16 protein-coding genes are annotated in these 16147 nt (G+C 69.6%); 8 read left to right on the plus strand and 8 right to left on the minus strand.

The annotated features are described in order from the left end of the window. The first annotated feature begins 364 nt into the window (after positions 1-364). The 4 genes from E9232_RS30000 to E9232_RS30015 all read left to right on the plus strand — a co-directional run bounded on the left by E9232_RS30000 (position 365) and on the right by E9232_RS30015 (position 4325). Positions 365-1585 carry an ROK family protein gene (locus E9232_RS30000; protein WP_309800510.1) on the plus strand — a complete coding sequence of 407 codons (1221 nt, stop codon included), beginning with the start codon at positions 365-367 and terminating at the stop codon, positions 1583-1585. Positions 1586-1601: 16 nt separating this feature from the next. Then, positions 1602-2720: a Gfo/Idh/MocA family protein gene (locus tag E9232_RS30005; protein WP_309800512.1), complete on the plus strand. Its 1119-nt coding sequence runs from the start codon at positions 1602-1604 to the stop codon at positions 2718-2720. A gap of 26 nt (positions 2721-2746) precedes the next feature. Then, positions 2747-3397 (plus strand): ThuA domain-containing protein, encoded by a 651-nt coding sequence (locus E9232_RS30010; RefSeq protein ID WP_309800514.1) that lies wholly within the window; start codon positions 2747-2749, stop codon positions 3395-3397. Between the two features lie 262 nt (positions 3398-3659). Further along, the gene (locus E9232_RS30015) at positions 3660-4325 is read left to right on the plus strand and encodes an exopolysaccharide biosynthesis protein (RefSeq protein ID WP_309800516.1); all 666 of its coding nucleotides are present in this window, start codon (positions 3660-3662) and stop codon (positions 4323-4325) included. 141 nt (positions 4326-4466) lie between these two features. Here the strand turns inward: E9232_RS30015 and E9232_RS30020 are convergent, their stop codons facing one another. The 3 genes from E9232_RS30020 to E9232_RS30030 are packed head-to-tail and all read right to left on the minus strand — an operon-like array spanning position 4467 to position 6788. Beyond that, positions 4467-6107: an adenylate/guanylate cyclase domain-containing protein gene (locus E9232_RS30020; RefSeq protein ID WP_309800518.1), complete on the minus strand. Its 1641-nt coding sequence runs from the start codon at positions 6105-6107 to the stop codon at positions 4467-4469. Positions 6108-6163: 56 nt separating this feature from the next. Next, the gene (locus tag E9232_RS30025; protein ID WP_309800520.1) at positions 6164-6409 is read right to left on the minus strand and encodes a hypothetical protein; all 246 of its coding nucleotides are present in this window, start codon (positions 6407-6409) and stop codon (positions 6164-6166) included. After that, positions 6387-6788: a Fur family transcriptional regulator gene (locus tag E9232_RS30030; protein ID WP_309800523.1), complete on the minus strand. Its 402-nt coding sequence runs from the start codon at positions 6786-6788 to the stop codon at positions 6387-6389. The genes E9232_RS30025 and E9232_RS30030 overlap by 23 nt, the downstream gene beginning before the upstream one ends. 110 nt (positions 6789-6898) lie before the next feature. On the opposite strand from E9232_RS30030, the gene E9232_RS30035 reads away from it, so the two are divergent. Then, entirely contained in the window at positions 6899-7051 is a 153-nt protein-coding gene (locus E9232_RS30035) for a hypothetical protein (protein WP_309800525.1), read from the plus strand. On the opposite strand, the gene E9232_RS30040 is transcribed toward E9232_RS30035, so the two are convergent. Then, positions 7033-9267 carry a mechanosensitive ion channel domain-containing protein gene (locus tag E9232_RS30040; RefSeq protein ID WP_309800526.1) on the minus strand — a complete coding sequence of 745 codons (2235 nt, stop codon included), beginning with the start codon at positions 9265-9267 and terminating at the stop codon, positions 7033-7035. The genes E9232_RS30035 and E9232_RS30040 overlap by 19 nt on opposite strands. Before the next feature lie 212 nt (positions 9268-9479). Here E9232_RS30040 and E9232_RS30045 point away from each other — a divergent pair, with 212 nt between their 5' ends. Next, on the plus strand, positions 9480-10142 hold the full coding sequence (locus E9232_RS30045) for a sulfite oxidase-like oxidoreductase (protein ID WP_309800528.1): 663 nt from the start codon (positions 9480-9482) through the stop codon (positions 10140-10142). Positions 10143-10323: 181 nt separating this feature from the next. Here E9232_RS30045 and E9232_RS30050 read toward each other — a convergent pair whose 3' ends face one another. Then, positions 10324-11235, minus strand: coding sequence for a LysR family transcriptional regulator (locus tag E9232_RS30050; RefSeq protein WP_309800529.1), 912 nt, complete (start codon positions 11233-11235; stop codon positions 10324-10326). Positions 11236-11361: 126 nt separating this feature from the next. Here E9232_RS30050 and E9232_RS30055 point away from each other — a divergent pair, with 126 nt between their 5' ends. Together E9232_RS30055 and E9232_RS30060 are read left to right on the plus strand one after the other, a co-directional pair. Next, positions 11362-12351: an aldo/keto reductase gene (locus tag E9232_RS30055; RefSeq protein ID WP_309800531.1), complete on the plus strand. Its 990-nt coding sequence runs from the start codon at positions 11362-11364 to the stop codon at positions 12349-12351. Positions 12352-12398: 47 nt separating this feature from the next. Beyond that, positions 12399-12863, plus strand: a complete 465-nt coding sequence (locus tag E9232_RS30060) for a low molecular weight protein-tyrosine-phosphatase (RefSeq protein WP_309800533.1) — start codon at positions 12399-12401, stop codon at positions 12861-12863. Here the strand turns inward: E9232_RS30060 and E9232_RS30065 are convergent. The 3 genes from E9232_RS30065 to E9232_RS30075 form a co-directional block, all read right to left on the minus strand. Further along, complete coding sequence (locus tag E9232_RS30065; protein ID WP_309800534.1) at positions 12860-13723, minus strand: carbohydrate ABC transporter permease; 864 nt, start codon at positions 13721-13723, stop codon at positions 12860-12862. The genes E9232_RS30060 and E9232_RS30065 overlap by 4 nt on opposite strands. After that, complete coding sequence (locus E9232_RS30070; RefSeq protein WP_309800536.1) at positions 13720-14526, minus strand: carbohydrate ABC transporter permease; 807 nt, start codon at positions 14524-14526, stop codon at positions 13720-13722. Before E9232_RS30070 ends, E9232_RS30065 begins: the two co-directional genes overlap by 4 nt. Positions 14527-14852: 326 nt before the next feature. Beyond that, entirely contained in the window at positions 14853-16115 is a 1263-nt protein-coding gene (locus E9232_RS30075; RefSeq protein WP_309800538.1) for an ABC transporter substrate-binding protein, read from the minus strand. Between the last annotated feature and the right edge of the window lie 32 nt (positions 16116-16147).

The following is a 16147-nucleotide window of genomic DNA, read 5'->3' on the forward strand; positions in this document are numbered from 1 at the left end:
CTTCGGGATGGTTCGACGGTCACTGCGGATGATGGAATGCGCCTTGTCCATGCGTCCTTCCTCCTCGTCACCGATCCGTTGCGGGCGGTTGCGGCACCGTCCCGAAGGAGACTTTGCCCGACCGGCTATTTTTTTCGTTTTACGAATTTATCAGACCGGCTAGGGTGGGCCCTGTCAAGATCGAAAAACCAGACAATTGTCGACAAATCGAAACGATATGGCGCAAAGATTGGGCAATCTGGGCATCGGCTTGGCTTCGCATCGTCGTCGCCATCCGGAAAACCGCATGGTGCACCGCACCATAAAATTCGGATCATGATGGAATGAGGACCGTCCTCCAGCACCGCCCCGGGGCGGGCCGGCCATGAAGACCGCCGACCCGGAGCTGATGCGGGCGATCAACCGCTTCCATGTGCTGGATGTGGTGCGGCGCCGCGGCCCGATCTCGCGAGTTGAAATCGTGCAGCACACCGAGCTGGCGCCGGCCACCATCTCGGCCATCACCGGCGGGCTGATCGAGGAGAACCTGATTCTGGCCCGGGCGGTCGAAGGCGTCGGCACCGCGGCGCGCGGCCGCCCGCGGGTGATGCTGGAGCTGAACCGCGAGGCCGCCTTCGTCTGCGGCGTCAAGCTGGCGCCGCACCAGATCAGCATCGCCGTCACCGACTACACCGCCGATGTGGTGCAGACCCTGTCGCTGCCGATCCGCGTCGCCCGCCAGGCGCCCGGCGTGGTGGCCGACATCCTGGAGGACGGCATCCGCCGCTGCGTCGGCGACGCCGATCTCGGCCTGGACCGGCTGGGCGGTATCGGCATCGGCCTGCCCGGCTTCATCGACGGCCGCAGCGGCACCTGCGTCTGGACCCCGATCCTGGGCACGCCCGACGTGCCCCTGGCGGCGATGATCCAGGACCGGCTGGGCATCCGCACCATCGTCGAGAACGACGTCCATCTCGTCACCCTGGCCGAGCATTGGTTCGGCCAGGGCCGCGACAGCGACACCTTCGCCGTGGTGACGGTCGAGGATTCGGTCGGCCTCGGCCTGTTCCTGAACGGCGAGGTGCATCGCGGCGCCGCCGGGATGGGCACCGAATTCGGCCACACCAAGATGGCGCTGGACGGGCTGCCCTGCCGCTGCGGCCAGCGCGGCTGCATCGACGCCTATGTCTCGGACCACGGCATCGTCACCCGCGCCCGCGCCCTGCTGGGCGCCGAGGCCGGGACGATCGCGCCGGAGGATCCGCGCGCCATCGGCCGGCTGCGCGACATGGCCCGGGCCGGGCGGGCCGACATCCGCGCCCTGTTCGAGGAGGCCGGCGCCATCCTGGGCTTCGCCGTCGGCAACCTGATCACGCTGCACAGCCCGCCCAAGGTGATCGTGGCCGGCAGCGCGATCCAGGCCCGAGACCTGATGGAGCCGGCGCTGCTGGCCACCATCGACCGCATCGTGCCGGCGCCGATCCGGCGCGGCACCGAGATCATCCTGCATGAGTGGAGCGACGACGCCTGGGCCCGCGGCGCGGCCAGCCTGGTGCTGCGGCAGCTCTACGAATCGCCCTGGAACGGACAGGGCAGAGCGCGATAGCGGAGAGGAACACCGGATGAGCGAGAAACCCGTCGGCATCGGCATCATCGGCTGCGGCAACATCAGCGGCGCCTATCTCAAGGCCGCACCCCATTTCCCGATCCTGGCCGTCAGGGCCTGCGCCGACCTGAACCTGGAGGTGGCGCAGGCCAAGGCCGCCGAATTCGGCGTCGCGGCCCGGACCATCGACCAGCTGCTGGCCGACCCCGACATCGAGATCGTGGTCAACCTGACCACGCCGCAGGCGCATGTCCCGGTCGGGCTGCAGGCGATCGCCGCCGGCAAGCATGTGCATTCGGAAAAGCCGCTGGCGATCAGCGTCGCCGAGGGCCGCAAACTGCTGGACGCCGCGACGGCCAAGGGGCTGCGCGTCGGCTGCGCCCCCGACACCTTCCTGGGCGCCGGGCAGCAGACCGCCCGCGCCCTGATCGATGCCGGGCGGATCGGCCGGCCGGTCGCCGGCACCGCCTTCATGATGGTGCCGGGGCATGAGCGCTGGCACCCGAACCCGGATTTCTACTACGCCAAGGGCGGCGGCCCGCTGTTCGACATGGGCCCCTACTACCTGACCACCCTGGTCAACATGCTGGGCCCGGTGGCGCGGGTGACCGGCACGGTCGCCGCCGCCTACGCCGAGCGCCGCATCGCCAGCGGCCCGCGCGCCGGCCAGGTCGTGCCGGTCGGCACCCCGACCCACATCACCGGCACGCTGGCCTTCGCCTCCGGCGCCGTGGTGACGCTGGTGATGAGCTTCGACATCCCGGCCCACCGCCACGCCCCGATCGAGATCTATGGCGAGACCGCGTCGCTGAGCGTGCCCGACCCGAACATCTTCGGCGGCGAGCTGCAGATCTCGGTGCCCCTGCCCGAACGGAAGGTGGAGTGGCAGACCGAGACGACCGGCCACGCCTATGGCGACGGCAACTACCGCATCATCGGCGTCGCCGACATGGCCCATGCCATCCGCGCCGGCCGGCCGCACCGCGCCAGCGCCGAGCTGGCCTTCCACGTGCTGGAGGTGATGGAGGCGGTGGAGCGGTCGGGCCAAGAGGGCCGGCCGATCGAGATCGAGAGCCGCTGCGCGCGGCCGGAACCGATGCCGGTGGAGCCTGCCTTCGGCCGGGCCGCCGCCTGAAACACGAGACGTTAGGGAGACGAACGATGACGAGGCAGGCGCTGATCGTCTGGGGCGGCTGGAACGGCCATACCCCCCAGGAATGCGCGGATGTGGTGGCCGGGATGCTGCGCGACGACGGCTTCGAGGTGTTCATCGAGGACACCACCGAGGCCTTCGCCGACCCGGGCCTGAAGGACATGCACCTGATCGTGCCGATCTACACCATGTCGACGATGGAGAAGGAGGAGGTCACCAACCTGACCAGCGCGGTCGAGAGCGGGGTCGGCCTGGCCGGCTTCCATGGCGGCATGTGCGACGCCTTCCGCAACGAGGTGGCGTACCAGTTCATGACCGGCGGCCAGTGGGTGTCGCACCCCGGCAACATCATCGACTACCGCGTGCGGGTGACCCGGCGGGACGACCCGGTGATGCAGGGGCTGGAGGATTTCGACTACCGGTCCGAGCAGTACTACATGCATGTCGACCCGAACAACGAGGTGCTGGCCGAGACCACCTTCACCGGCGACCACGCCGCCTGGATCGCCGGCCACACCATGCCGGTGGTGTGGAAGCGCAAGCACGGCGCCGGCCGGGTGTTCTACAGCGCGCTGGGCCACCGGGTGGAGGAGTTCGAGAACCAGGCGATGCGCACCATCCTGCACCGCGGCCTGCTGTGGGCGGCGCGGGAGGCTTGACCACCGATTGCCTCTCCCGTTTACGAGACCTTTTCGAAATCCCCCAATCCGTCATCCCCGCGAAAGCGGGGATCTCGCGGCATTTTGACCGGAAAGAGATTCCCGCTTTCGCGGGAATGACGGCGAAGGGATGGGATGGTGTTCTGAAAAGGTCGCGCTTGCGGAAGAGGTGACGCGCGGGCTCCGACCCACCCTCGCGCTTGCGCCGGCCCTGGCCGCCCCGCTATCACCGGGGCGGACGCCACCACGCCGGACGACCCGCTTGCCCGACGCGCCGCCGACCGAGACCCGAGACGATCCCGCCAGCGGGGAGAGGCGCCGACGCCGCTTCTCCGAGGTGCTGCGCGACCTGGCCGCGGCCGACCGCGAGCGCATCGCCATCGCCGACATCCTGGCCGCCTTCGGCGACCGGGCCTTCGGCGCGCTGATGCTGGTCTTCGCCGCGCCGAACGCCCTGCCGACGCCGCCCGGCACCTCATCGGTGCTGGGCGCGCCGCTCTTGTTCATCACCTTCCAGCTGATGATCGGCCGGTCGGTGCTGTGGCTGCCGCGGCTGATCACCAACCGGTCGGTCGCGCGGGCGGATTTCGCCCGGCTGGTCGACCGCATGGCACCCTGGCTGGAGAAGGCGGAGCGGCTGCTGCGGCCACGGCTGACCCTGCTGATCGGGCCGGTGGCGGACCGCTTCATCGGCGCCGCCTGCCTGCTGCTGGCCGTGATCCTATTCCTGCCGATCCCGCTGGGCAACATGGTGCCGGCGCTGGCCATCGCAGCCTTCGCCGTCGGCCTGATCGAGCGCGACGGCGTCGCGGTCTCGGTCGGCTGGGCGGCCACCGCGGCGGCGGCCGGCATCCTGGTGGCGATCTCCGCCGCCCTGTGGGCCGCCCTCCGCGCCTTCCTGCAGACGCTGCTGGGCGTCACGATCTGAGGGCTCTCCATTTCCACTGTCATTGCCCGGCTTGACCGGGCAATCCAGGGGCCACCAAGAGCTGCTCTGGCCGCCCTGGATGCCACGGTCAAGCCGTGGCATGACAAGGAAAAGAGAGGCCCTTCCCCTGCGTCTTCAGCCTCAGACGGGCAACTCGGCGATCTCCGGCACGATGCGGATCGACAGGTCGTTGCCGCGGCCGCGGATCGCCACCCGCTCGATGCGGAAGGCCGAGAGGTCGGCGCCAGCGTGGTCGATCAGGTCCTGCGACACCACCAGCTCCGCCGTGTAGGTCTTGCACAGGCCTTCCAGCCGGCTGGCGGTGTTGACGGTGTCGCCGACCGCGGTCAGGCCCTTGACCCCGCCATAGCCCATCTCGCCGACGATGGCCGGGCCGACATGCAGGCCGATGCCCATGCGCAGCGGTTCCTTCAGGTCCGACGCCAGGGCCTGGTTCAGCTCGGCCAGCCGCGCCGCCATCCGCCGGGCGGCGTCGAGCGCCTGGCGGCTGCCGGCGTCGCGCCCGCTCTCGACCCCGAACAGCGCCATCACCCCGTCGCCGATGAACTTGTCGACCTGGCCGCCCGCCTCCTCGATCGACTGGCCCATGGCGGCGAAATAGCGGTTCAGCAGGAACACCACGTCGTAGGGCAGCCGGTGCTCCGACAGCTGGGTGAAGCCGCGCAAATCGGCGAACATCACCGCCACCTCGCGCTCCTGGCCGTGGCGGTGGCCGGGGCCGTGGAAGCCCTCGCGCGCGGTCGCGGTCGGCGGCAGCAGCGGCGTGACCTCGAGGTCCCGCACCGGCCGGATCTGGCAGGCCAGCCGCACCCCTTCGGGCGCGCCGATGCGCTGCAGCACCCGGGCCTCCTCGGGGCTGGGCGGCGGCAGGTGCTCGCCGCCCGTGCCGATCCGCACCCGGCAGGTCGAGCAGCGGCCGCGGCCGCCGCAGACCATGGCCTGCGGGATGCCGGCGGCGCGGATGATCTCCAGCGCGGTGGCGCCCGGGATGATGTCGAGCACCCGGCTGTCGCGGTAGTACAGCTTCGGCCCGCCGCGCCGGGCCAGCAGCATGCGCGCCACCGGCCCGGCGAAGGCGGCGAGGACCACGGCCAGGATCGCCAGCCGGGTCCACAGCGCCCCGTTCTCGGCGAAGGCCCGGGCCTCGGGCGTCAGCTTGTTGGCGCGGTACAGCGCCTCCATCCATCCCGGCTGCGCCGCCAGCGCCGAGACCTGCATCCCGGCCGAGACGAAGCCGGCGAGGGCGAGCGCCGGCAGCAGCAGCGCCGCGGCGTAGAGATAGGGCAGCGCCCTGCCATACCAGGGCTTGAGCCGCAGCCAGTAGTGCAGGCCGATGCAGCCATGGCCCCAGGCGACCAGCACCAGCAAGGCCTGCGCCCAGGCGCCGGTGCCGCCGCCCTCGACCCACAGCCGCGCCAGCACATAGCGGTAGGGCGTGCCGACGCCGAACACCTCATAGGCGATCACAGTGCCGAAGACATGGGCCGCCAGCAGGATCGGCACGGCCAGGCCGAGCCCCAGCTGCGCCGCCTGCCAGCCCTTCAGCCGGAAGCTGCGGCGCTGCCAGATCGAGGCCAGGGCGTTGGCGATGTGGACCGCGAAGGCGGCGGACAGCAGGATCAGCCCCGGTTGCTTCTCCCACACCAGGATGAACAGGCCGAGGCCGCGCTCCATCACGTCGAGCGAGATCAGCCCGGCGGCGTGGTTGAGCAGGTGGCTGGCGAGGAAGACGAAGAGGACCAGCCCGCTGGGCAGCCGCAATCGCTGCAGCAGGGACGGACGCCGCGCACCGGAAGGACCGGTGTCAGGGGGGAGGGTCAGTTCAGCGGACCGGTGTAGACCCAGGTCTCCACGGTGTCATGGGCGCGGAACGCCGGGACCTCGGGGTGATGGTAGACGAAGACGCGGATCGCCGCCTCCAGCGCCACCGAGCCGGGGGCGCCGCGAGCCACCATCTCGGCATAGGCGCGGGTCACCGCCTGGTGGCAGCGGCAATCGGCAGTGCCGTCCGCGAAGGGCGGCCCGCCGGAGCCGCAGCTTTCAGGACTTCTTCTTGCGGCCATAGAGTTCAAGCCTGTGATCGACGAGTTCGAAGCCGAGCCGCCGGGCGATCTTCTCCTTCAACACCTCGAGCTCCTGGTCCTTGAACTCGATGACCTCGCCGGTCTCAAGATCGATCAGGTGGTGGTGATGCTCGAGATTGACCTCGAAGCGGGAGTAGTTCTCGTTGAAGTCATGCCGCTGCACCAGGTTCAGCTCGTCGAGCAGATGCAGGGTGCGGTATACGGTCGCGATGCTGATCGACGCGTCGATCTCGCGGGCACGGTGATACACGGTCTCGACCGACGGGTGGTCGGCCGATTCGGTCAAGACCTGGAGAATGACACGACGCTGATCGGTCATCTTCAGGCCGGCGGAGATGCACCTCTCCTCGAGCGTCATGGCTCTAGCCCTCTCTAGCCACGGAACCATTGGCGGATGGGCGCAGACTACAGATCGGCGCGGCGCTTGGCACCCGAAAACGCGTCGCACCGCAACAAGAGGGAAACGCGATGAGCGATCTCTTCAATCTGGAGATGAGCATCCATGGCTGGATCGCGCTCGGGATCGCGGTGGTCGGCATCATCGCGCTGAACCTGGGGCTGATGCATCTGGCCCGCAAGAAGCACGATTCCAGCTTCGATCCTCACGACGACGCGCCCTGAGCCGCGGAGCTGGAGGTGGCGGCGTCGCCGTCCGGCTTGTCCAGGCTGCGGGTCAGCACCATCCGGTGCGGGAACGGCAGGTCGATGCCGAGCTCGTCGAAGCGCCGCTTCATCCGGCGGTTGAACTCCCGCATCACCCCCCATTGCTTGATCGGTGGCGTCTTGATCCGCGCCTTGATGGTCACGGTGCTCTCGCCGAACTTGTCGAGGCCGATGACCTCGATCGGCGCCAGGATGTTCGGCGCCCATTCCGGGTCGAGCTGCAGCTCGCGGCCGAGGTCGCGCAGCACCTCGATGACGTTGTCGACATCCTGGTCGTAGCCGATGCCGATGTTGAACACGGCGAAGGAGAAATCCTTGGTCATGTTGATGATCGAGGTCACCGAGCTGAACGGGATGGTGTGCACCGCCCCGGTCTCGTCGCGCAGCCGGATGGTGCGGATGGTGATGGTCTCGACCGACCCGCTGTCGCTGCCGAGCTGGACCACGTCGCCGATCGCCAGCGTGTCCTCGAACAGGATGAAGACGCCGGTGATGACATCCTTGACCAGGGTCTGGGCGCCGAAGCCGATGGCCAGGCCCACCACCCCGGCGCCGGCCAAGAGCGGCGCGATGTTCAGCCCGACCTCGGACAGGATCATCAGCACCGCGACCGTGATCAGCAGGATGAGGAAGGCGTTGCGCAGCAGCGGCAGCAGGGTGCGCACCCGGGCGCTGCGCTGCACCAGCCGGCCTGTGGAATCGTGCCGGTTGAGATGGAATTCGATCAGCTGGCTGACCACCTCCCACGCCACCAGCGAGGCCACCAGCATGAACAGGATCGCCCCGCCGCTCTGCAGCACGGCACGGCCGGTCTCGGTCTCCATCCAGGCGATGCCGCCGAGCTGCCAGACCTCGAGCAGCACCAGGATGGTGGCGATGGTGACGATGATCTTCAGCGCGTTGTCCAGCACCGGCAGGTAGCGGTTGGCGCGCTGTTCCAGCCCGGGGTAGCGGCCCTTCAGCTCCGGCCCGATCGAGAAGGCGCGGTGGATCAGCCGCGGCCCGTAGAGCGACACCAGCCGCGCCAGCACCAGGGCCAGCACGGTCAGGACGGTGGCGCGGAGGATGAAGGCGAAGCCGCCATTGATGCCGAGCGCCCAGATCACGAAGGTGGCGCCGACATAGGCGATGGCGACGAGGTGCCAGACATCGGCGAAGCGCCGCCGGGCGGTGCCGACGGCCCGGGTCACCGCCGCATCGTCCCCTGCCGCGCCGTGGCGGCGGCCGCGCAGCCAGTCGGCCACCGGGTGCCGGTTCTGCAGGATCAGCACCACCAGCATGGCCACGATCACCAGCCCGACCAGGTAGGTCAGCGCGGTCAGCCCGCCATAGGGCAGTTCCAGCACCGAGGCGGTGACCACCGTGAGGTAGCCGAACACGGTCAGCCGGATCAGCCGCTTCGACCAGATGTAGAGGTAGCCCGCGGTCTCGTCGCCGATGTGCAGCAGCCGCAGCCGTGGGTGCTCCGGCGTCAGCACGATGCGGATCAGCATCAGCGCTACGCCGCTGATCAGCGCGGCATAGACCAGCGCGGTGACCACGATGGTGACGAATTGCGGCGGCGCCAGCACGCTGGTCACGCCATAGGCGGCGAAGACGAAGGCGAGCAGCGGCAGGAAGTCGAGCACCGCCTGGCCCAGGATCAGTGGCAGCTTGCCCCACAGCGTGGCAGGGGGGTGGCGGTCGAGCGCCCGCCGCGCGCCGCGCAGCAGCCGCACCACCAGCAGGCCGGCGGCGAGGCCGGCGACGAAGACGCCGAGCACGTTGAGGAAGATCGCGATCCAGCGCGCCCGGGCGTCCGGATCGCCCAGCTGGTCGCGGGCCCAGACCAGCAGCTGGGGCGACTGCGCCAGGGTGCTGCCGATGACGGCGACCCCGCCGGTGACGTCGCGCATCTTGTCCGACACCGCGACCAGGGCCTGGCTGCCCACCGCCTCCAGCGTGGTCTGCTTGTCCGCCGGCGGCTCCTGCGCCTGCAGCATCAGCTGCAGCCGGGCGATCAGCTCGGCCCGCGCCTTGTCGTCCTGCAGCGTGCCGATCAGCGCCCTGACCCGCTCCGGGTCGGCCTCCGCCGGCTTGGCCGCCGGCGCCGGGGCGGCGGGGACCTGGGCGGCGGCGAGGCCCGGGGCCAGCAGGATGAAAGCGAGGCAGAGGAGATGGAGAAGACGGGTCATCGGCTCGGACGGGTTGCGGGTGGGCAAGGCGTTTCCGGGCGGGGCACCGCCGGGCGGCGGGATGCGGATGCCGATCTTAACCGAGGGACCATGCGATCGTTCCCCTCTCCGGCCCCTGGATCGGCCGGCCCGAAGATGCCATCTGTGGGGCGACGCTATCTGTTTGAGCAGGCCGCGGCCACAGTCTCGTGGGCCGGCCGGGGAGCATGGCCATGGCGGAAGACGGTGATCTCGGCTCGGTCCGGCCGAAGCTGGTGGAGAGCAAGCAGCGCTGGGCGCGCGAGGGCCGGCTGCTGACCGGTGTCACCGCAGACCCCGACCGGGTACGGCTGCCGCCCGGCCAGCGCGAAGTCAAGACTTGGCCGGTGCTCGACCTCGGGGTGCAGCCGGAGATCCCGCTCGACAAGTGGCGGCTGACCATCGACGGGCTGGTCGACACCCCGACGGTGTGGCGCTGGGATGACATCCTGGCCCAGCCGGCGTTCGAGGACGTCTCGGACATGCATTGCGTCACCGCGTGGTCGCGCTTTGACAACCGCTGGCGCGGCGTCTCGGCCCTGCACCTGCTGTCGGCGGTGCAGCCCAAGGCGGAGGCGAACCATGTCATCTTCCACAGCTACGACACCTACACCACCAATGTCGCGCTCGACGCCTTCGCCGATGACGACGTGCTGCTGGCGACCCATCATGACGGCCAGCCGATCACAGTCGAGCATGGCGGCCCGCTGCGGGTGATCCTGCCGAAATGGTATCTGTGGAAGAGCGCGAAATGGGTGAAGCGGATCGAGTTCGTGGCCGCCGACCGCCCCGGCTTCTGGGAGGAGCGCGGCTACCACAACGAAGCCGACCCCTGGCAGGAACAGCGCTACGGGTGAGGGCTACCGGGAACGGATCGGAGACTGGTTCAGCGCTCTCGCGTTCCTTCGGACGTCATCCCCCGCTTCCGCGTCGCTTTCGCGGAGATGACGAAGGGGATGGGTGCGGGCAGGGCGGCCGTCATCGCCGCTGTTTCACCGTCCATCGTGCCACCCTCCGTTGCGAATCGCGCCGGCCCGGTCAGGGCCGGCCGGCGGCCAGGGTGTCGGCGCGGATGAAATCGATGAAGGCGCGCAGCGCGGCCGGCATCTGGCGCTGGCGCGGATAGTACAGAAAGAAGCCCGGGAAGGGCGGCGACCAGTCCTCCAGCAGCGGCAGCAGCCGGCCATCCGCCAGCTCCGCCGTGACCATGCCTTCGAACACGAAGCCCAGGCCGGCGCCGTCCAGCACCGTCCGGATCAGCAGCCGCTGGTCGTTGTTGACGATCAGCGGTCCGTTCGGGCTGACCGTCAGCTCCCGGCCGTCCTTCTCGAACTCCCACGCATAGACCACGCCGCTCGGGAAGCGGTAGCCGAGGCAGGCATGCTCGGTCAGGTCGCGCGGCGTCTGCGGCCGCGGCCGCCGCGCGAGATAGGCGGGGGCGGCGATCACGATCATCCGCTGTTCGCCGCCGAAGCGCACCGCGACCATGTCGCGCTCCAGCTGCTCGCCCAGGCGCACGCCGGCATCGAATCCGCCGGCGACGATGTCGATCAGGGCGCTGGTGACCGCGATTTCCAGCCGGATCTCCGGATAGGCCTCCAGGAACCGCGCCACCATCGGCGCCAGGATCAGCTCCGCCGCCGGGATCGATGTGGTGATTCGCAGCGACCCGGCCGGCTGGCGGCGGAACTGGTCGATCTCCCCGACGGCGCCCTCGATGTCGCGGAAGGCGGGCTCCAGCCGGGCCAGCAGCCGGTCGCCGGCCTCGGTCGGCGTGACGCTGCGGGTGGTGCGGTTCAAGAGCCGCACCCCCAGCCGCTCCTCCAGCCCGCGGATCGCGTGGCTGACGGCGGAGGCGGACAGGGCCAGCTCGATCGCTGCGCGGCGGAAGCTGCGGTGCCGCGCCACCGCCGCGAACGCAGCCAGATCGGGAAGGTCGGGACGCAGCATTGCTGAATTCCATTCATCAGCTCATGCCCATATCTACGGGTTATCGCATGATCGCCCAACCCCCATTCTCCTGGCGTGCCGCAGCGGTCGACGCGACCGGCGGCCTCGAAATCCAGGAGAAGAACCATGGACAGACGCTCTCTCGGCCAGGACGGCACCACCGTCTCCGCCATCGGCCTCGGCTGCATGGGCATGTCCGAATTCTACGGCCCCCGCGACGACGCCCAGTCGCTCGACACCCTCGCCGCGGCGCTGGAGCACGGCATCGATTTCCTCGACACCGCCGACTTGTACGGGTCGGGGCACAATGAGGAGCTGATCGGCCGCTTCCTCAAGGGCCGCCGCGGCCAGGTGGTGCTGGCCACCAAATTCGGCATCGTGCGCGAGCCTGGCGTCGCCGGGCGGCGGATCGACAACTCGCCGGCCTATATCCGGGCCGCGGTCGAGGCCTCGCTGCAGCGCCTGGGCACCGATGTCATCGACCTCTACTACATGCATCGCCGCAACATCGACGTGCCGGTCGAGGAGTCGGTCGGCGCCATGGCCGAGCTGGTGAAGGCGGGCAAGGTGCGGCAGATCGGCCTGTCCGAGGTGTCGGCCGAGACGCTGCGCCGGGCTCATGCGGTGCACCCGATCGCGGCGGTGCAGAGCGAATATTCGTTGTGGACCCGCGACCAGGAACGCAGCGGGGTGCTGGCGGCCTGCCGCGAACTGGGCACCACCCTCGTCGCCTATTCGCCGCTCGGCCGCGCCTTCCTCACCGGCGCGGTGACCGACACCTCGTCGCTGGCGGCGGATGATTTCCGCCGCGTCAATCCGCGCTTCGCCGAAGACGCGATGGCGCAGAACCGGCGCCTGGCCGAGGCCTTCGGCGACTTCGCCGCCGATCTCGGGGCCAGGCCGGCCCAGGTGGCGCTGGCCTGGCTGCTGTCGAAGCACGACCACGTCGTGCCGATCCCGGGCACCAAGCGCCGCAGCTACCTCGCCGAGAACGCGGCCGCCGCCTCGCTCCGGCTGACGGCGGAGCAGGTGGCGGCGCTGGACGCCCTGTTCGCGCCGGAGGCCGTCGCCGGCACCCGCTACAACGAGGCGGGGATGAAGGACGTGGGACTGTAACCATTGATGCCTTGCCGCCTGGGGCCGGTCCCGACTATCCAGGCGGCATGCGCATCCTGTTCGTCTGCACCGGCAACATCTGCCGCTCGCCGACCGCCGAGGCGGTGATGCGGGCCAGGCTGGCCGCCGCCGGGTTGGACCATGAGGTCGACGGCGCCGGCCTGCAGGGCTTCCATGCCGGCGAGCCGCCGCATCCCCCGGCGATCCGGGCGGCGGCGTCGCGCGGCTACGACCTGCGCCCGCTGCGCGCCCGCAAGCTGGAGCGGGCGGATTTCCGCCGTTTCGACCTGCTGCTGGCGATGGATCACGGCCATCTCGCCCGGATGCGCCGCCTGTCCGCCGCCGGCAGCGGCCGGGTCGGCCTGTTCCTGGATTTCGCGCCGGGGCTGGAGGGCCAGGACGTGCCCGACCCCTATTACGGCGACAGCGCCGGCTTCGAGCATGTGCTGGACCTGATCGAGGCCGGCTGCGACGGCCTGCTCACCGCGCTGCGCGACGGGCGGCTGGGCTAACCCTTGATCGCCCCCGCCGTCAGCCCGGCGACGATCTTGCGCTGGAACACCAGCACCAGGACGATCAGCGGCAGGGTCACCACCACCGAGGCCGCCATGATCGGGCCGAACGGGTATTCGTAGCGGCTGCCGCCGGAGATGGTGGCGATCGCCACCGGCACCGTGCGGTTCTCGTCCGACAGGATGAAGGTCAGGGCGAACAGGAACTCGTTCCAGGCCTGGATGAAGGCCAGCAGGCCGGTCGAGGCCAGGGCCGGGCCCATCAGCGGCAGCAGCACGCTGACCAGCACCCGCCAGTGCGAGGCGCCGTCGATCAGCGCCGCCTCCTCCAGCTCGCGCGGGATGTCCTGGATGAAGCCGGTCAGCACCCAGACGGTGAAGGGCAGGGTGAAGATCAGATAGGCGAAGGTCAGCGACCCCACCCGGTTGTACAGGCCGAACCAGCGCACCAGCTCGAACATCCCCGACAGCACCACGATCTGCGGGAAGATCGAGATCATCAGGATCACCAGCAGCACCGTCCGCCGCAGCGGGAAGTCCAGCCGCCCGAGCGCATAGGCGGCGCCGAGAGCGAGCAGCAGCGAGATCGCGGTGGTCGATCCGGCGACGATCAGCGAGTTGACGATCGACCCCAGGAACACCGGGTCGTGCAGCAGCGCCTTGTAGTAGATCAGGTCGAAGGCCGGCAGCAGCGTCGCCTCGAACAGCGATGCCCCGGTCTTCAGCGAGGACACGATCGCCCAGTAGTAGGGGAACAAGGTGTAGATCAGCACCAGCACCACGGCGACGCCGAGGCCGATGCTCTTCAGCAGCCGGCGGCGGCGGTAGCGGGCCAGGATGGAGGCGGCCGCGACGGTCATCGCATGCTCGTCCGGTCCAGCCGGATCGCGCCGATGATGACGATGGCGATCAGGGCGATCAGCAGGAACACCCAGGTCGAGGCGGCGGAGCCGTAACCGAGCTCCTGGAAGCTGACCAGCTGGTTGCGGGCGTAGATCGAGATGGTCATGGTCGGGTCGCCGTTGCCGCCGAGGACGTAGCTGAGGTCGAACATGCGCAGCGCGTCGAGGGTGCGGAACAGCACCGCGACGCCCAGCGGCACCCGCAGCATCGGCAGGGTGATCGAGGTCAGGCGCTTCCACGCCGAGATGCCGTCGACCCGCGCCGCCTCGTGGATCTCGGCCGGAATCAGCTGCAGTCCGGCCAGGATCAGCAGCACCATGAACGGCGTGGTGATCCAGACGTCGACGAAGATGACGACGCCCAGCGCCAGCGCCGGGTCGGCGGTCCAGGCCACGCCCTTGTCGATCAAATGCAGGTCGATCAGCAGCCGGTTGATGATGCCGAACTGGTCGTGCAGCAGCCATTCCCAGATCTTGGCCGAAACCACCACCGGGATCGACCACGGCACCAGGATGGCGGCGCGCAGCACCCCGCGGCCGGGGATCGCCTGGTTCAGCAGCAGGGCGATGGCGAGGCCCAGCACCGTCTCCAGCGCCACCGAGGCGATGGTGAAGACCAGGGTGTTCTCGACCGCCCGCCACCATTGCGGGTCCTGGGCGACGTCGATGAAGTTGTCGAGCCAGACGAAGCCGTAATTGGCGGGGTCGTCGAGTGTGGCGTCGGTGGTGGAGAAGAACAGGGTGCGCGCAGCAGCGGCCACAGCGCCACCAGCGCCAGCGCCGCCAGGGTCGGCGCCAGGAACAGCCACGCGGCCCGTCGGTGCGATCGGGCGATGCGGCCGGTCATGGGGTGGGCCCCATGATTGAGTCCCCCCTCCCCCTGCGGGAGGGGGGTAGGGGGAGGGGGGTCGCGCCGCAAGGGCCGCCGGTCCCGGCCATAGCGTCGCCGTTTCCCCAAGGCTTGGGATGCATGGATGCGGAGCCCTGCCTCGGCAACCCCCTCCCCCTAGCCCCCTCCCGCAAGGGGAGGGGGGACAAGGAAGGGAGCGGTTGGGCGAGCAGCACCGGCGCTATCCCTGGCGAGCCATCACCACTTCGCCCGCTTCTTCAGCTGCTCCAGCTGCTGGGCCAGCTCGGCCACGGCGGCTTCGGGCTTCTCGTCGCCGGTCAGCACCGCATGCACCGACTTCGAGAAGGCTTGCGACACCCGGTTGTAGCTGGCGCCGGTGGCGGAGGAGGGGCGGGCGATGCTGTCGGCGAAGGCGGCCTGGGTGTCCTTCAGGAAGGGCAGCTTGGCCAGCACCTCGGGGTCGTCGTACAGCGCCGCCACCGTCGGGTTGTAGGCGCCCTGGATCGCCCGGCGCTTCTGGTCGGCGGCGCCGGTCATGTAGCGGATCAGGCTGACCGCCGCCTCCTTGTTCTCGGAATATTTCGACACGCCGAGATAGGCCGGACCCAGGCAGCCGCTCGACTTCTCCCCCGCCGCGCCGACCGGCAGCGCCGCCACCCCGACCTTGCCGACCAGGGCGCCGCCCGCGGCCTGCGAGGTGCCCCAGACATAGGGCCAGTTGCGCAGGAACACGGCCTTGCCGCTCTCGAACACGGCGCGGGAGCTTTCCTCGTCATAGCCCAGCACGCCCTGCGGGCTGATGGTGTCGATCCAGCCATGGGCCAGGGCCAGCGCCGCGGCCGCCTTGGGGTTGTCGATGGTGACCGCGCCCTTGTCGTCGATCACGGTGCCGCCGCCGGCGCTGGCCACCCATTCGATGGCGTCGCAGGTCAGCCCCTCATAGGATTTGCCCTGCCAGACGAAGCCCCACATGTCGGCATCGCCGGCCTTGCGCTCGCCATCCTGCACCGCCTTGGCCGTCTCGGTCAGCTCGGCCCAGGTCTTGGGCGCCGTCTTGCCATACTTCTCCAGCAGGTCCTTGCGGTAGAACATCAGCCCGGTGTCCATGTACCAGGGCAGTGCCAGCAGGTGGCCGTCGATGGTCGCGGCGTCGATCGTGGTCGGGAAATGCGCGGCCACCTCCTCCTTCGGCACCAGGGTGCCGAGGTCGAGCAGGTGGTTCTTCAGCATGCCCATCCAGATCACGTCGATCACCAGCACGTCGACATCGGTCGACTGCGCCGCCAGCATCTGCTGGTACAGCGGCACCGCGTCGTCCCAGGACGCCGGCATCTTGTTGATCGAGACGGCGTTGCCGGACTGCTTCGCCCAGGCTTCGGCGGCGCTGCTGCACAGATCGTAGTCGGTGGCGCCGCAGAACAGCTTCACCGTCGCGGCCTGGGCGCCGGTCGCGGCGAAGCCGGCCAGCATGGCGGCCAGGGATAGGGTTGCAATCTTCACGGGTCCCTCCGTTCAAGCCCCTGTTTGCGTTC

Origin of the sequence: Inquilinus ginsengisoli (genome assembly GCF_031453975.1) — a bacterium.
In the GTDB taxonomy this organism is placed as follows: Bacteria; Pseudomonadota; Alphaproteobacteria; order DSM-16000; family Inquilinaceae; genus Inquilinus; species Inquilinus ginsengisoli_A.

Coding starts and splice junctions, on each gene's coding strand:
- E9232_RS30000 (WP_309800510.1), top strand. CDS start 365: ATGAAGACCGCCGACCCGGAGCTGATGCGGGCGATCAACCGCTTCCAT.
- E9232_RS30005 (WP_309800512.1), top strand. CDS start 1,602: ATGAGCGAGAAACCCGTCGGCATCGGCATCATCGGCTGCGGCAACATC.
- E9232_RS30010 (WP_309800514.1), top strand. CDS start 2,747: ATGACGAGGCAGGCGCTGATCGTCTGGGGCGGCTGGAACGGCCATACC.
- E9232_RS30025 (WP_309800520.1), bottom strand. CDS start 6,409: ATGGCCGCAAGAAGAAGTCCTGAAAGCTGCGGCTCCGGCGGGCCGCCC.
- E9232_RS30030 (WP_309800523.1), bottom strand. CDS start 6,788: ATGACGCTCGAGGAGAGGTGCATCTCCGCCGGCCTGAAGATGACCGAT.
- E9232_RS30035 (WP_309800525.1), top strand. CDS start 6,899: ATGAGCGATCTCTTCAATCTGGAGATGAGCATCCATGGCTGGATCGCG.
- E9232_RS30040 (WP_309800526.1), bottom strand. CDS start 9,267: ATGACCCGTCTTCTCCATCTCCTCTGCCTCGCTTTCATCCTGCTGGCC.
- E9232_RS30045 (WP_309800528.1), top strand. CDS start 9,480: ATGGCGGAAGACGGTGATCTCGGCTCGGTCCGGCCGAAGCTGGTGGAG.
- E9232_RS30050 (WP_309800529.1), bottom strand. CDS start 11,235: ATGCTGCGTCCCGACCTTCCCGATCTGGCTGCGTTCGCGGCGGTGGCG.
- E9232_RS30055 (WP_309800531.1), top strand. CDS start 11,362: ATGGACAGACGCTCTCTCGGCCAGGACGGCACCACCGTCTCCGCCATC.
- E9232_RS30060 (WP_309800533.1), top strand. CDS start 12,399: ATGCGCATCCTGTTCGTCTGCACCGGCAACATCTGCCGCTCGCCGACC.
- E9232_RS30065 (WP_309800534.1), bottom strand. CDS start 13,723: ATGACCGTCGCGGCCGCCTCCATCCTGGCCCGCTACCGCCGCCGCCGG.